This is a genomic window from Bacillus suaedaesalsae (genome assembly GCF_016890225.1).
Taxonomy (GTDB): domain Bacteria; phylum Bacillota; class Bacilli; order Bacillales; family SA4; genus Bacillus_BS; species Bacillus_BS suaedaesalsae.
Genome location: NZ_JAFELM010000031.1, coordinates 126,682 through 141,310 on the forward strand (window position 1 = coordinate 126,682; position 14,629 = coordinate 141,310).

Annotated in this window: 19 protein-coding genes; all 19 read right to left on the reverse strand. The window is 36.3% G+C overall.

From position 1 onward, the window contains the following. Positions 1–10 precede the first annotated feature (10 nt). A complete protein-coding gene (gene flhB, locus JR050_RS12235; RefSeq protein ID WP_204203779.1) occupies positions 11–1,093 on the reverse strand; it encodes a flagellar biosynthesis protein FlhB in 1,083 nt (360 codons plus the stop codon). A gap of 3 nt (positions 1,094–1,096) precedes the next feature. Continuing rightward, positions 1,097–1,873, reverse strand: a complete 777-nt coding sequence (gene fliR, locus JR050_RS12240; protein WP_204203780.1) for a flagellar biosynthetic protein FliR — start codon at positions 1,871–1,873, stop codon at positions 1,097–1,099. A 5-nt stretch (positions 1,874–1,878) separates the two neighbouring features. Beyond that, positions 1,879–2,148, reverse strand: coding sequence for a flagellar biosynthesis protein FliQ (fliQ, locus tag JR050_RS12245; protein WP_204203961.1), 270 nt, complete (start codon positions 2,146–2,148; stop codon positions 1,879–1,881). 55 nt (positions 2,149–2,203) lie between these two features. Next, positions 2,204–2,869 (reverse strand): flagellar type III secretion system pore protein FliP, encoded by a 666-nt coding sequence (gene fliP, locus JR050_RS12250; RefSeq protein ID WP_204203781.1) that lies wholly within the window; start codon positions 2,867–2,869, stop codon positions 2,204–2,206. Then, entirely contained in the window at positions 2,862–3,578 is a 717-nt protein-coding gene (locus JR050_RS12255) for a flagellar biosynthetic protein FliO (protein WP_204203782.1), read from the reverse strand. Before JR050_RS12255 ends, fliP begins: the two co-directional genes overlap by 8 nt. Before the next feature lie 44 nt (positions 3,579–3,622). Next, positions 3,623–3,985, reverse strand: coding sequence for a response regulator (locus JR050_RS12260; protein WP_149219206.1), 363 nt, complete (start codon positions 3,983–3,985; stop codon positions 3,623–3,625). A 20-nt stretch (positions 3,986–4,005) separates the two neighbouring features. Then, positions 4,006–5,292: a flagellar motor switch phosphatase FliY gene (gene fliY / locus JR050_RS12265; RefSeq protein ID WP_204203783.1), complete on the reverse strand. Its 1,287-nt coding sequence runs from the start codon at positions 5,290–5,292 to the stop codon at positions 4,006–4,008. Beyond that, the gene (gene fliM / locus JR050_RS12270; RefSeq protein ID WP_204203784.1) at positions 5,282–6,280 is read right to left on the reverse strand and encodes a flagellar motor switch protein FliM; all 999 of its coding nucleotides are present in this window, start codon (positions 6,278–6,280) and stop codon (positions 5,282–5,284) included. The genes fliY and fliM overlap by 11 nt, the downstream gene beginning before the upstream one ends. Before the next feature lie 39 nt (positions 6,281–6,319). Continuing rightward, positions 6,320–6,754, reverse strand: a complete 435-nt coding sequence (gene fliL, locus JR050_RS12275; RefSeq protein WP_204203785.1) for a flagellar basal body-associated protein FliL — start codon at positions 6,752–6,754, stop codon at positions 6,320–6,322. Between the two features lie 2 nt (positions 6,755–6,756). Further along, on the reverse strand, positions 6,757–6,969 hold the full coding sequence (locus JR050_RS12280; protein ID WP_204203786.1) for a flagellar FlbD family protein: 213 nt from the start codon (positions 6,967–6,969) through the stop codon (positions 6,757–6,759). 46 nt (positions 6,970–7,015) lie between these two features. Next, on the reverse strand, positions 7,016–8,236 hold the full coding sequence (locus JR050_RS12285; protein ID WP_204203787.1) for a flagellar hook protein FlgE: 1,221 nt from the start codon (positions 8,234–8,236) through the stop codon (positions 7,016–7,018). 72 nt (positions 8,237–8,308) lie between these two features. Further along, positions 8,309–8,680: a TIGR02530 family flagellar biosynthesis protein gene (locus JR050_RS12290; RefSeq protein WP_204203788.1), complete on the reverse strand. Its 372-nt coding sequence runs from the start codon at positions 8,678–8,680 to the stop codon at positions 8,309–8,311. A 15-nt stretch (positions 8,681–8,695) separates the two neighbouring features. Further along, complete coding sequence (flgD, locus tag JR050_RS12295; protein ID WP_204203789.1) at positions 8,696–9,154, reverse strand: flagellar hook assembly protein FlgD; 459 nt, start codon at positions 9,152–9,154, stop codon at positions 8,696–8,698. Between the two features lie 9 nt (positions 9,155–9,163). Continuing rightward, positions 9,164–10,456: a flagellar hook-length control protein FliK gene (locus JR050_RS12300; RefSeq protein WP_204203790.1), complete on the reverse strand. Its 1,293-nt coding sequence runs from the start codon at positions 10,454–10,456 to the stop codon at positions 9,164–9,166. Between the two features lie 25 nt (positions 10,457–10,481). Then, complete coding sequence (locus tag JR050_RS12305) at positions 10,482–11,072, reverse strand: MotE family protein (protein WP_204203791.1); 591 nt, start codon at positions 11,070–11,072, stop codon at positions 10,482–10,484. Positions 11,073–11,080: 8 nt separating this feature from the next. Beyond that, positions 11,081–11,524 carry a flagellar export protein FliJ gene (gene fliJ, locus JR050_RS12310; RefSeq protein WP_204203792.1) on the reverse strand — a complete coding sequence of 148 codons (444 nt, stop codon included), beginning with the start codon at positions 11,522–11,524 and terminating at the stop codon, positions 11,081–11,083. Positions 11,525–11,534: 10 nt separating this feature from the next. After that, positions 11,535–12,845 carry a flagellar protein export ATPase FliI gene (gene fliI, locus JR050_RS12315; protein WP_204203793.1) on the reverse strand — a complete coding sequence of 437 codons (1,311 nt, stop codon included), beginning with the start codon at positions 12,843–12,845 and terminating at the stop codon, positions 11,535–11,537. A 4-nt stretch (positions 12,846–12,849) separates the two neighbouring features. Beyond that, complete coding sequence (fliH, locus tag JR050_RS12320) at positions 12,850–13,617, reverse strand: flagellar assembly protein FliH (protein WP_204203794.1); 768 nt, start codon at positions 13,615–13,617, stop codon at positions 12,850–12,852. Then, complete coding sequence (gene fliG / locus JR050_RS12325; protein WP_204203795.1) at positions 13,610–14,629, reverse strand: flagellar motor switch protein FliG; 1,020 nt, start codon at positions 14,627–14,629, stop codon at positions 13,610–13,612. Before fliG ends, fliH begins: the two co-directional genes overlap by 8 nt.

The following is a 14,629-nucleotide window of genomic DNA, read 5'->3' on the forward strand; positions in this document are numbered from 1 at the left end:
ACCTACTGCGTTAGACTTTATGCTTTAATCGGTATACATAAGCTAAAATCTCCGCTACAGCTTTAAAAAATTCTTCCGGAATTGCGTCCCCAATTTCAGTTTGCTCATATAAAGCTCTGGCAAGAGGACGATTTTCTATAGTAGGTATATCATGATTATTTGCAATTGACCGTATTTTTAATGCAATATAATCGACACCACTCCCTACTACATATGGTGTATCCATTTTTTTCTCATCGTACTTTAATGCAATAGCATAGTGAGTAGGATTTGTAATAATTACATCCGCCTTAGGAATATCCTGCATCATCCGAGACATCGCCATCTCTCGTTGTTTCTGCTTAATCTTTCCTTTAATAAACGGATCTCCTTCTGTATTTTTATATTCATCCTTTATATCTTGTTTAGACATTCGGATATTTTTTTCATAGTCAAACTTTTGGTAAGTATAATCAAACACCGATAACAACAATAATGTTATCGTGGCAGCAAACCCCATCTTCATTACTAGTTTTGCCAAGAACAACAGTGATTCTTCAAGGTCTGTTTGCGATAGGCGCATAATGCCATCCCAATCTCCCCAAAGAACAACAAAGGTTACCATTCCAACAAAGCTAATTTTTAATGTAGACTTTATTAGCTCAACAATTGCTCTTATCGAGAAAATATTTTTTGCTCCTTTGATTGGGTCTAGCTTCTCTAACTTGAATTGAATGGTTTCAGTGGAAAATAGAAATCCAACCTGCATATAATTTGCAACCACTCCTCCTACCATTGCTACTACCATAATAGGAGCTAAGATCATAGCTAATTCAGGGAGCAATGTATGCATTAAGCTAAATACATTTTCCTCTGTTAGCTCAATATGCATAAAATCTTCAAAACTCCGGACAAGTATATCCATAATCTTACCTAAAATAAATCCTCCGCTAAACCAAAAAAAAAGGAAAACAAATAGGAGAAGTATGGCTGTATTAACATCCTGACTTTTCGCTACTTGCCCCTTTTTCCTTGATTCCTGGCGCTTCTTTGGAGTTGCCTTCTCAGTTTTTTCTCCGGCAAAGAATTGAAGATTTAGCGAATATCTATACAATTTCTATGCCCCTCCTATAATTTGCATTAACCCTCTCATTGCATATAATGCCTGTTCAAATAAATTACCAACAAGCATAAAGAAAACTGACATTAACACAATTAGCATGATAAATGCAGCACCAATTTTCAATGGCATACCAACGACAAATATGTTTAGTTGCGGTACAGTACGTGCAATAATACCTAATGCGACATCAATTAAAAAGAGTGAACCAACAAGCGGCATTGACATTTGAAATGCTATTATAAACATTGAATTAAATGTTTTGATCATATGATTAAGCAGCTGTTCATCTCCAAACGGTACCCATATCTGATCTAGTGGAATCATTTTATAACTATAAAAAATTCCATCGATTAGCAGGTGATGTCCATTTACCGATAATAGAAATAATAAAGATACTATGTATAAAAATTGGCCCATTAATGGTGACTGTGCACCAGTCTGCGGATCCACTACATTTGCAATGGCAAATCCCATTTGGAAGTCGATAAAACCACCAGCACTTTGAATAGCCGACATAATAATATAAGCAATAAGTCCAATTGATAAACCGACAGCGATTTCCTTTAAGATAAGTAAAATATAAAATTCATCAAGTTGAAGTGAAGGAATCTCGACTGTATAGTACATAATCCAAGATAAAAAAAAGGCCATTCCTACTCGATGCATAGCAGGTATCGTCCTATATGAAAAAATCGGTACTGTTACGAAAAAGGATGTTACTCGGACTAGAATCAATATAAATGCTGATATTTTAACAACAAATTCTTCCATTCCAATTACCCTATATACTTATGAAGATTACTAAATATTTGATAAGTAAAACTAATCATTCTTGAAAGCATCCATGGTCCAAAGAAAATTATGCCAACAAAAACAGCAACTATTTTCGGGACAAAAGCTAATGTTTGCTCTTGGATTTGAGTTGTTGCCTGAAAAATACTCACAAGTAATCCTATGCCCAAAGCTAAAAGCAGTAGCGGTCCACTTATCATTAATACGGTATAAATCGCTTGTTCAGCTGTTGATATTACAAATTCCGAACTCAACATTAATCACTTCCTATAAATCACACATTTTCACTTTTACGATATGTAGACCATGTTAAAAACTGATAAGTAAAGACCTGACTACTAAGTACCATCCATCAACTAATACAAATAATAAAATTTTGAATGGTAAGGAAATCATCACTGGCGGAAGCATCATCATCCCCATAGACATAAGGACACTGGCAACAACCATATCAATGACTAAGAAAGGGATAAAAATCATAAATCCGATTTGAAAGGCTGTTTTCATCTCACTAATAGCAAATGCCGGTACTAACGCAGTTAGTGGTATATCTTCTACTGTTTTAGGTCTTTCTATTCCTGAATAGCCTAAAAACAATGCCAAATCTTTTTGCCGGGTATGTTTACTCATGAATTCTTTCATCGGTAATGAAGCTCGATCATACGCTTCCTCTAGGTTTATTTCATTATTAAAAAGAGGAGTTAAGGCACGATCGTTAACCTCATTAAAGGTTGGTGTCATGATAAAAAACGTCATAAACAGAGCTAAACCGATAATTACTTGGTTTGGTGGCATTTGAGGAGTACCAATTGAAGTTCGTACAAACGACAGGACAATCATTATTCTTGTAAAACTAGTCATTAAAATGAGAATACTTGGAGCTAATGACAGGAACGTCATGAGAAGAAGCAATTTTACAGACGTTGAAACATTTTCTGGACTATTCGTATTAAAAAATTCCATAAATTCATTCATTGTCTTGTTTCCCTTTCTTCTCTAGCTCTTTCAAAATCACTTTTCTCCCATTTGATAACTCCGATAGTTGCTTTGTTAAGTGTGATTTAAAGTCATGTTGTTCTTTACGATGATCACCTTTAAAATCCTTTATTTTCTCTACAACCTTACTAATGATATCAGTTGGTTGAAGCATTTGCTGAACCTCGTTTTGTTGAGACTTCAGAATTTGCTCTATCTCTTCTTTCGAATCAATCTCTTTTAATAATTGTATATCTTCGCCTACACCGACGACTAAAATCCGGTCTCCAACTTTTACTAGTTGAACAGAACGATTTGCGCCAAGACTCGTACCACCAAGGTTCATCATCGTTTTAGTGTAAGTGAAAGCTTGATTCTTCTTTTTAATGAAACGAAGAGTTACATATAAAAGAGCGAGCACAAGAAACAGAGAAAAAAGCAGATTGATAAAATCAAAGGCACCAAATGATGTATCTGGCGTCTCAATAGCCTCTTCGTCCTCAAGAGGAGTTAAAGGGTCTTCCGTCGTTTCATCAGTTTTATCTTCTGTTGTAGTTGAGTTATCGTTTTCTTGTTTTTTCTCTTTTTCTAGTGAATCGAATACACTCGCATTATCGTCTGCACCCGCCTGTACATTTTCATGTTGTACAAGCGGTGAAAGCAGACAAGTAATCATTATTATCATTATAAAAATCAGTTTACGTAGCAATTGCTGCCACCTCTTATTTTTAATTGGAGTTTCTTGCTGAAAACTTAAGATAGTGCCTTACCAATCGCTTCAAGTACACGATCTGCCTGGAAAGGTTTTACAATGAAATCTTTTGCCCCTGCCTGGATTGCATCAATAACCATTGCTTGTTGTCCCATTGCAGAACACATAATAACCTTTGCACTTGGATTTAATTTCTTTATTTCTTTTAAAGCTGTAATACCATCCATTTCTGGCATCGTAATATCCATTGTTACTAAGTCTGGTTGATGCTCTTTATATTGTTCAACTGCTTGCATTCCATCAGCAGCTTCACCTACTATCTCATATCCATTTTTTGATAAAATATCCTTAATCATCATTCTCATAAATGCAGCGTCATCTACGATTAAAATTTTGTGTGCCATTGACCATATCCCCCTACTAATTAACGTAAATTTTTAATTCTGTCGCTTTGACTCATGATATCAGTAACACGTACACCGAAATTTTCATCAATAACTACAACTTCACCTTTTGCGACTAGTTTGTTATTCACTAGTATGTCTACTGGTTCACCTGCCAGCTTGTCTAATTCCAAGATAGAACCTGATGAAATTTCAAGTATTTCTTTAACCGAACGTTTCGTTCTTCCTAATTCCACTGTTACATGTAGAGGAATGTCAAGAAGCATATCTAAATTTTTCGATTCTGATTCTGGTAAGGTTGTTGTTTGAAAGCTCGAGAATGCTGCCGGTTGAACGTTTGGTTGATATCCAGCTGGCATTCCTTGTGATGAAACTATTTGTTGTCCACTTCCACCTTGATAAGGAACCTGATATTGCGTTTGATACATATCTTGAGGCTGTTGATAGCCACCATTCCCTTGATGAGGAACGTACTGATTGTTAGGTGGTGCCTGTTGCATTGGTGGTTGTTGATACTGCATCTGACTACTCTCTTGCTGTACAGGTTGTGCACTTTGTGGAGTGACTGCCTGTGTAGGTGCAGGAGGAGCTTGTTGCTCTGTTTGTTTTGGTGCTTCACTAGGGTTTAGTAGTTCATCCACTAAACTTTTGGCGAATGATAACGGAAGGATTTGCATGATATTTGAATCAATTAAATCACCAATCTTTAACTTAAAGGCAACCTGAACAAGTATGTCTTGGTTCGGAATTGATTCTCCGCCTTCTCCAGCTGCTAAATCCATCATCTCTATGCTAGGTGGAGAAATATCAACTTTTTTATTAAAGATAGTAGACATTGATGTTGCCGCAGAACCCATCATTTGATTCATCGCTTCTTGTACAGCACTTAATTGAATCTCACCTAGTAAATCTTGAGGATTTCTACCATCACCACCGAGCATTAAATCCGCAATAATTGCTGCATCACTCATTTGTATTACTAAAACATTAGAACCTATAAAACCAGTTGTATAACTAACTTGTATTGCAACATTTGGCTGTGGAAACTCATCCACTAATTCATTCTTAGGTATAACAGTTACGGTCGGTGTTGTAATGTCGACCTTCTGATTTAATAATGTTGATAATGCTGTAGCTGAACTACCAAATGAAATATTTCCAATTTCCCCTAATGCATCTTGTTCTAATAACGAAAGATACTCTTCTGCAGGGGGATTTTCATCGGAAAGATCACCTGGATCACTATCGTCACTTCCTCTTAATAGAGCATCAATCTCATCTTGAGATAGCATATCTTCACTCATCATTATCTTCTCCCCCCTTAATTTCTTCCATAACCTGAATGGCTACCTTTTTATTCAGTTTTCCTGGTTGTCCATAAAATTTTGGCTCATTTCCTACATTTATAGTAATTGGTTTATCAATTCCTTGATCTAACTGAATGACATCACCAATTCCTAATTGTAAAAACTCTTGTATTGTTAATGCAGATGTACCCAACTGTGCAATAATAGGTAAATCTGCTGTTTTTATACTTCTTTCTAGTAAAGAAACCTCATGAGGCTCTCGTTCTTTATTTGTGTTCTGCATCCAATAATGAGCAGAAAGCTTTGGCATAATTGGTTCTAATACAACGTGTGGAATACAGATGTTGATCATTCCACTCGTATCACCAATCTGAGTGTTCAAAGAAATTACAACCACAGTATCATTTGGTGAGAACATTTGTAGGAACTGTGGGTTAACTTCAAATTCTGTTAGTATTGGTTCAATATCAGCAATTGTTGTCCAAGCTTCTCGTAAATTATCGACCGCATGTTCAAATAACTGTGACATGATCTTTGTTTCAATTTCAGTTAGATTCTCTACCTTGTTTATGCTCACTCCTCGTCCACCTAATACACGATCTAACATCGCGTAGGCAATGTTTGGATTAATCTCTATTATGATTCTTCCATCCAGTGGAGCAAGCTCAAATACGTTTAGTATCGTCATCTTCGGTATTGATCTAATAAACTCCTCGTAAGGAATTTGGTCTGCTGATGCAACATTAATTTGAATATACGTTCGTAATTTTGCTGAAAAGAACGTTGTTAGCAGTCTTGCAAAGTTTTCATGAATTCTAGTTAAGCTTCTAATTTGGTCTTTCGAGAAACGAAGGGCTCGTTTAAAGTCATACGTTCTAACCTTTTTAGTTGACTCTTCTTTTTTGAGCTCGTCCGCATTCATTTCTCCAGTTGAAAGTGCCGAGAGAAGGGCATCTATTTCATTTTGTGATAAAACTTCTCCTGCCAAAAGCTTCACCTCCTCTTAACGTTTCCAATTTTTACGTTTTTATTGAAGTACGAATGAAGTTGTATACACTCTTACAACTTTCCCTTCATGCATCAATTCATTTAGTTCAGTTTTAATAAGGGTTTCCAGATTAGCTATTCCTTCTTTCCCTTTAAATTGTTCTGAAGTCATTTCAGAAAGCTCTTGGATAATAATATTTTTTGTTTGAAAATCACGTTTTGTAAGTTCTTCTTTTGCTTTTGCGTTTTCTGTTTGAATCTTAAATTGAATTTTAACAAAATCCCCGTCAAGAAGATTTGTCGTAATTTCTGGGACGTCAACGGAGTATTCAACAATTTCATCAATTGTCGGTTCTTTTACTTCTTCTTTCCCTGAGTCATTAAACTTCATAATTAAGACTACAGCCACTGCACCAATAAGTATGATTGTAACAATAATGATTAACATCGTCATAAGCAATTTGTTTTTCTTCAAAATTACGAACCCTCCTTATCAGTATGAAGTCCCAGTATCGAAATTTGTCGATAAAAGTCTTTCACTAAAAGAATAACATCATCTTCCGACTCTCGCACGACAATTTTTTTTCCATTCGTTAACGAAATTGTTGTGTCTGGAAATGACTGTACTTGTTCTATGTAAATTGCATTTAAACTAAAGCTTGTACCATTAAGTCTCGTAAGTTTAATCAAATTATGTGGGGGCTATAGGCCATCCTATGCCCCCTACCTCCTTGCATTATCGTTTTAGATTAACAAGCTCTTGTAGAATCTCATCAGAAGTTGTAATAATACGAGTGTTTGCTTGGAATCCACGTTGTGCTGTAATCATTTCTGTAAATTCCTCAGATAAATCAACGTTTGACATTTCAAGTGCTGCTGATTGAATAGCTCCAGATCCTTGGCCAGGAACACTCATCAATGCTTCACCAGAGTTATTCGATGGCTGATACATGTTACCGCCAGCTTTAACTAAACCACTTGTGTTTGAGAATGTAGCTAAAGCAATTTGACTTAACACATTTACTTCACCGTTCGTGAATACTCCTACTACCTCACCAGATGCACTTATATTAAAGCTTTCTAGGTAGCCTTCAGAGTTTCCGTCACGGTCACGAAGAGCTACTGTGTTAGCAGTGTTTACTTGTGTTACTGTCGATAAGTCAATATTCATATTGATGGGAGCAACACCGTTTGGAAGTCCAGTTACTTCTAAATTACCCATTTGTCCAGCATTCACACTTCCGTTGGTATTGAATGTAATTGTCCCACCATTTGGTGCAGTGATCGTTCCATTTCCTGATTTAAGTGCATACGAGTATGTCCACTCATTTGGATTTGCAGTTTTTTCGTATGTTACTGTTACTTCGTGATCAAATCCAAGTGAATCTTTTACAGTAAAATCAGCTGATGTTGTTTCGCCTGATGCTGCACCTGCGAATAGATTCCCACTAAACATAACATTTTCAGTTGCCTTTGGAGCCATAAATGTGCTTGTATCAATTTTGATATCCTGCAGTCTGTTTGTTACAACTCCATTTTCAGTTGCAAATCCTTGTACTTTATACCCTTCAGATGTTACAAGTGATCCTTCACGATCAAGATAGAAGTTACCTGCTCTTGTATAAAGTGATTGATTTCCGTTTTTCACTGTGAAATACCCATCACCATTTACAGCAAGGTCTAGCTGACGACCAGTAGTTTGTAAGCTTCCTTGCGTTGTAATCGTATCAATAGAACCCATTGTTGCCCCTAAACCAACTTGTTGAGGGTTTGTTCCACCACGGTTTGCAGTTGGTGTACTAGCGCCTGCTACAGTTTGGCTCATTAAGTCTTTAAATGTTACTCTTCCTTTTTTGTAGCCAAATGTATTGACGTTAGAAATATTGTTCCCAATTACGTCTAATTTTGTTTGAAAATTTCTCATTCCAGAAATTCCTGAGTACATTGAACGTAGCATATATCTTTTTCCCCTTTCGATTGTTGGCTGTTTCTGTCAGTCCACAGCCAGTGGCTTCCTTATCGGTCCAGCCTATTGATCTAAAATAATCGTTCCGTTTATATTCGTAAATATTTGAGAACTAGCTTCTTCTCTTCCCATTGCGGTTACTACTGTATTATTTTTTGTATTTACAATAAGTGCTGCTTTTTCCATCACAACAAGTGAATCAATAATCCCCTTGTTTTTTGCTTCAAGCATCTTTTCTTGAAGTTCAACCCATTTCTCATCTGCAATTTCAATTTTTCTATCAGACAATCGTTTCTGTGCATGTTTACTAATTTTAATTCCAACAACATCCTGTAAGACATCTCGAAATGAAGTCGTTACTTCTTTGGATTGTCCTATATTTTTATTTGTGAGTGATAAAGGATGATGCTGTAATTGACGTATTCGATGATCCATCTTCATTCACTCCTATCATAACTCAGGAGCAGGGTTAGACACTTTTGTAATTGAAGATGTTGGTATAGTTGTTCCATCTTGTAATTCAATAAATGTTTGTGTTCCTTTTTGTTGCACTGATTTTACTATACCTGAGATGTTAGTGACATTTTGTTCACCATTTTCCCCTATAGAAACAGAATTATATTGAACTTCTTTCCCAATCATTTCACTGTATTTCAAAATACCATCTGCTGTTTGACTGTTAATGAAAGTTTCAAGCATTTTGTTCATATTTGTCATCTGCTCTAAAGAAGTAAAGGTTGCCATTTGTGCAATAAAATCTTTATCCTGCATTGGATTCATAGGATCTTGATTTTGCAGCTGTGTCATTAGGATTTTTAAGAAGTCATCTTTTCCTAACGCATCTCCTTTTGCTTTTCGCTCAACCGTCTGATTTTGTAAATATAGACTCGGATCCATTTTCACGGTCATACATTTCACCTACACTTCCGTATTCAATAATTCTTCCTTAAAAGCATCCTCAAAGGTAGATTGTGATTCATTACCTTGTTCATCTTTTCCATTGCCCTCTTTATTCGAATATCCTCGTTGTCCATTACTATCACGGTCAAGTGATCGTTCGAATTGCTGCTGAAGAGATGCTGAGTTAATAATTTCCAACTTCTCTACTTGAATATTTTGGTTTGCAAAGGCATTTTTTAATCCTTGAAGTTGAGATTCTAAAAGCTCTTTTGCTTGTGTAGAAGATGCAATCATTCTAGCAACTAAAACTCCCTGTTGTTGAATAAGCTCTATTCTTAAAGAGCCAAGTTGTTCTGGGTATAATTTAATTAACAATCTCATACCATTTGTACCGTTTTGTAGTGAACTCTTGGATAATATATTTTGAAAATCTTTTATAAACTGCTCTTGGTTCAATGGCTTTGAACTTTGCTCGACAAATAGTGCAAATTGTTGAACACGGTTCATCGAATTTTGCGGTTCTACCCCCATAACCATAACCTTACTAACCGAATCTTGTGAAGGAGTCTTTTTCACTGCATCTTCAGAACCTAATGTTCGCTGGTAAAGAGCTTTTACATAATCGAGCTTGGAATTGTTCGCATCTATCGCGATTGGCTGCTGACCAGTAAGCTTTGTATGAAATTTAGAAAGAAACACTTCTACTTCTTTCGCTACATCTTCATTTGCTGTCTGCATAAAGCCTTGAATGCCACCTTCAAGCTTATTCAATTGGTTCGTCAAATGGTTAAACAATGGTAAAAGCGCTTGTTGGTCTTCTGGAATCGCTTGAGTATGACTTGCATGGTTTAAATAAATTAAACTAGCTAAAATATTTACTAGTGGTAGTTGTTCCCCATCCATAACCATGACTTCTTGAATTGGAGTTTGATCTAGAAACAATTGTTGCAGGTTAGAAACCAACTCTTCTGGCAATAGCTCAAGTATTGGTGTTATATTAGCATTTTGTAGCATTTCAACATCTAGATTTTGCGGAAGTAACCCTTGCTCCGCTAGCTGGGCCAATAGTTCTTCTAACTTTTCTACATTTAACTCTTCTCCACCCATCAAGGCAGCTTGTACGTCCTTCGCGATTGGATGAATTAGTTCACCTGTCTTCGGATCTTTTTTCATTACAGAAGGAGCATTGTTACCTTCATTTACATTGTTCAGTAACGTCGCAAATGGTGATTTCTCTTTTCCTTTTGTAACCTCTTTTGGCAACGCGGTTACTGGTAACGACTGATTTGTTGCTAAACCTGCAATTTTCATCTTTTCACCTCCTCTCAGATCGTGACTAAAGTGAATTTGATAGTAATTCAGTATATTTAGCTGCTTCTACTGGATCCATTTTTTCAAGAATAGAACTTAATGTATCCGTAGAAAGTGCTTGAAGTATTTTTAATGCTTCTGAAGCTTGCATTTCTGCAACAATTGCAGCTGCATTTTTTGCAGACATACTTTCAAATGCCTTAGAGATTTCCTTTTTGGTTTGTGTACTATTTGCTTGTTCACTTTCTTCGTCATTTAGTTGTTCCGTAAGTTCGTCAATCTTAGATTTAAGCTGATCAAGCTCTTTATCCCTTTGTTCAATCTCTTTTTCTAGACTAGAAATTTGATCAATCTGTTCTTTATTTGTAGCTTCTAAATCTCCAATATCTTTACGAAGTTTATCTTCTATATTTATTGTGTTTTTATCAGCAACAAGTTTTGAAACACCAGGGACATGTGCACCGTATTTCTTAACAGCTCCTTCTACATCGACTCCTGCAATATTTAGAACGACTAATGTAACGGCAATAGCAAAAAGCAATGGAATGAATACAACGAAGAATAACCATTGTATTTTACCTAGGAAAGTAGATTCCTTTTCTTCTTGGATTTCCATGCCTTCACCTAGCTTTCTTTATTCATATACTGTTGGATTGAGATCTCATCCATAAGACGGTTGTCAGCCGCAGATACTAATTCTTGAAAATCTTCCTGTTGCTTGTCCTTCAACTTCTCGTATTTCTTTACTTCAATGTTTTTCTCCAGTAATTGTGCTTCTTGACCAAGCATGTTTTGACGAGCTGAAGCTACAAGGTTTTGGAAATGAGAGATTGTCTTTTCAAGGTTCGTAATAAACGTTTGATGATGTTTTATTTCTGTCACGTTTAATCCTACCGAAAGCTTTTGTAACTGTATAGACTCAAGATCTTCCTTCTGTTTCAAATAATGGTACAGCTTTTCGGCAACCTCCTCGAACTGCTTTACTGTCAGTTGATAAGCTTCCAAAGCACGCTGTTTTTCCGTTTCTTTAATTGATAGTATTTTTTGGAACTTGTATTTAAAACTCAAATTTGCTCACCTATCCTATTAAAGACTTTAATCTTTCCACACTTTCATCAATCGTTACTTTTTCATGTGTACCTTGTTTTAAGAAGGATAGAATCGTTGGATAATGACGAATTGCTTCATCGATTTCTTTGGAAGAGCCACGTTTGTATGCTCCAATATTTATTAAATCTTCTGAGTTGATATATGTCGCCAGCAAATCTCTAACCTTTTCGGCAGAACTTCTATGTTGTTCAGAAACAATGTGATTCATAACACGACTAATACTTTTCAATACATTTATAGCTGGAAATTGTCCTTTATTAGCAAGGTTTCGATCAAGAACTATATGTCCATCCAAAATTCCACGTACCGTATCGGCAATTGGTTCGTTCATATCATCACCGTCTACTAATACAGTATAAAACGCAGTGATACTTCCATGTTTGTTCGTCCCTGTTCTTTCTAATAATTTTGGAAGAATGGCAAATACTGAAGGTGTATATCCCTTTGTTGTAGGCGGTTCGCCAATCGCTAACCCTACCTCACGTTGCGCCATGGCTACACGTGTAACAGAGTCCATCATTAACATAACGTTTAAGCCTTTATCTCTGAAATACTCTGCAATTGCTGTAGCTGTATATGCACCTTTGATTCTCATTAATGCAGGTTGATCAGATGTAGCAACTACAACGATTGAGCGTTTTAAACCTTCAGGACCTAAATCACGTTCAATAAACTCCCTAACTTCTCTTCCACGTTCACCAATAAGGGCAATTACATTAAGATCTGCTGTCGTGTTTCTAGCAATCATCCCTAGTATCGTACTTTTACCTACACCACTTCCGGCAAAGATACCAACACGTTGCCCATTCCCAACAGTGAGTAGGGAATCAATGACCCTAACTCCAACTTCAATCTTCTCATCAATAGGTGGTCTTTCCATCGGATTTGGTGGTGCTTGATCTGTTGGTACATTAGATAAGCCCTTAGGTAAGCTACTGCCGTCTAAAGGCATTCCGAGTGAATCTACAACTTGTCCAATTAAAGAACTACCAACTTTAACTTGCAGCGGTTTAGATGTTGCTTCAACAATACTACCAGGAGAAATATCATTCACGTTTGTGAAGGGCATTAAGATCACATACTCATCGCGGAAACCTACCACCTCAGCAAGAACTTTTCGTACCTTCTTCCCACCACCAATATGAATATGACATACATCTCCAATTGAGCTCTCAGGACCTTTCGATTCAATCATTAATCCTACAACTCTAGCGACCTTACCGTAACGCTTATATGAATCTATTACATCAATTGAATCTAAGAGTTCGATTGCTTTCATGAGGTTATTCCTCCTCTAGTAATTCTAGAAGCTTATTCTTCAGTTCCGTCAATTGGCTATCGACACTAGCATCTATTCGGCCAAATGAAGATTCAATAACACAACTTGAATCTTCTATATCTGCATCTGGATAGACATATAAATTTTTATCTCCAGTAAACAATGTCAGTAATTCATCCCTTTGTGATGAAACTAACTCATACATCGAAGGATGAACCTTTATCGATACATCAGCATGGTCTTTTACTTCTTTAATTGCATTTTTTACAATCCGCATAAAATTTTCTTGGTTATCTTTGAGATGAACCTTAAGAATTTTTTCAGCAACTTTAATTCCTAGCTTTAAAATGGTTTCTTCTGATTGCTCTATTTGTTTTATATAATCAGTCTTTGCAAGATCTACTATAGAATTTGCTTCATCGATTAAATGTGTTAGTTGGCTAAAGACCTCTTGTTGTCCTATTTGAACACCTTCTTGAAAGCCTTCTTGCTTCACTTGTTCAGTAAGCATAGCCTTTTCTTCTTCCCAGGTAGATTTCATCTTGGATATTTGTACCGTCGCTTCTTGTAATTGAATCTCTGCATTTCTAACTAGTTCATCGGCTTTCATTCTCGCAGCATGAAGTATTTGTTCTGCTTCAGCATGCAACTTCTTAACTTGAGCTTCAGGTGATTCATCTACAATTGTTTCAAACGCTAATGATTGTATATGAATCACCTTTTTTTCAGCATGTTGAAGATGATTATATTGAGATTTAATCAATCTAGACAATGATATCATCTCCTCCACCACGCGCAATTACGATCTCACCTGCTTCTTCTAGACGACGGATTACAGCAACAATTCTAGATTGAGCTTCTTCAACATCACGCAAACGAACAGGTCCCATGAATTCCATTTCTTCTTTAAATGTGTCAACCATACGCTTAGACATGTTGCTAAATACAATTTCTTTAACTTCTTCGCTAGCAACTTTAAGTGAAAGCATAAGATCTTGATTCTCAACATCACGTATAACACGTTGAATTGCACGGTTATCAAGCGTAACAATATCTTCGAATACAAACATACGCTTCTTAATTTCTTCAGCTAATTCTGGGTCTTGTATTTCTAACGCATCTAAAATCGTTCTTTCTGTACTTCTATCAACACCGTTAAGCACCTCTACTACTGCCTCTACACCACCAGTGTGTGTGTAGTCTTGTGTAACAGTTGTAGAAAGCTTTCGTTCAAGAATTTGCTCAACTTCGTTAATTACTTCAGGTGAAGTACTATCCATAAGAGCAATTCTTCGTGCCACATCAGCTTGCATATCCTGAGGCAATTCAGATAGTATTTGTCCTGCTTGTGCTGGATCTAGATAAGAAAGAACTAACGAAATCGTTTGTGGATGTTCATTTTGAATAAAGTTTAAGATTTGCGCTGGATCTGCTTTACGAGCAAAGTCAAACGGTTTAACCTGCAGTGAAGATGTTAATCTGTTAATGATATTTGCCGCATCTTCATTTCCAAGTGCTTTTTCTAAAATTTGTTTTGCGTATGCAATACCACCTTGAGCAATATAATCTTGCGCAAGTGCAATTTGATGAAACTCATCTAATACATCTTCTTTAGCTTTTGTATCCACTTTTCGTACACTAGATATTTCAAGAGTTAATTTTTCAATCTCTTCTTCAGAAAGGTGCCGATATACATTAGCAGAAACATCCGGCCCCATAGAGATGAGGAGGATGGCTGCTTTTTGTCTTCCTGTTAGCTCGCCGTTATTATCTTTTCTTGCCAT

Bases quoted from the DNA above. Each gene is read 5' to 3' on its own strand.
- fliG (WP_204203795.1), bottom strand. From the start codon at position 14,629: ATGGCAAGAAAAGATAATAACGGCGAGCTAACAGGAAGACAAAAAGCA.
- JR050_RS12300 (WP_204203790.1), bottom strand. From the start codon at position 10,456: ATGAAAATTGCAGGTTTAGCAACAAATCAGTCGTTACCAGTAACCGCG.
- fliR (WP_204203780.1), bottom strand. From the start codon at position 1,873: ATGGAAGAATTTGTTGTTAAAATATCAGCATTTATATTGATTCTAGTC.
- flgD (WP_204203789.1), bottom strand. From the start codon at position 9,154: ATGACCGTGAAAATGGATCCGAGTCTATATTTACAAAATCAGACGGTT.
- JR050_RS12305 (WP_204203791.1), bottom strand. From the start codon at position 11,072: ATGGAAATCCAAGAAGAAAAGGAATCTACTTTCCTAGGTAAAATACAA.
- fliY (WP_204203783.1), bottom strand. From the start codon at position 5,292: ATGATGAGTGAAGATATGCTATCTCAAGATGAGATTGATGCTCTATTA.
- JR050_RS12285 (WP_204203787.1), bottom strand. From the start codon at position 8,236: ATGCTACGTTCAATGTACTCAGGAATTTCTGGAATGAGAAATTTTCAA.
- fliI (WP_204203793.1), bottom strand. From the start codon at position 12,845: ATGAAAGCAATCGAACTCTTAGATTCAATTGATGTAATAGATTCATAT.
- fliP (WP_204203781.1), bottom strand. From the start codon at position 2,869: ATGAATGAATTTATGGAATTTTTTAATACGAATAGTCCAGAAAATGTT.
- JR050_RS12260 (WP_149219206.1), bottom strand. From the start codon at position 3,985: ATGGCACACAAAATTTTAATCGTAGATGACGCTGCATTTATGAGAATG.
- JR050_RS12290 (WP_204203788.1), bottom strand. From the start codon at position 8,680: ATGGATCATCGAATACGTCAATTACAGCATCATCCTTTATCACTCACA.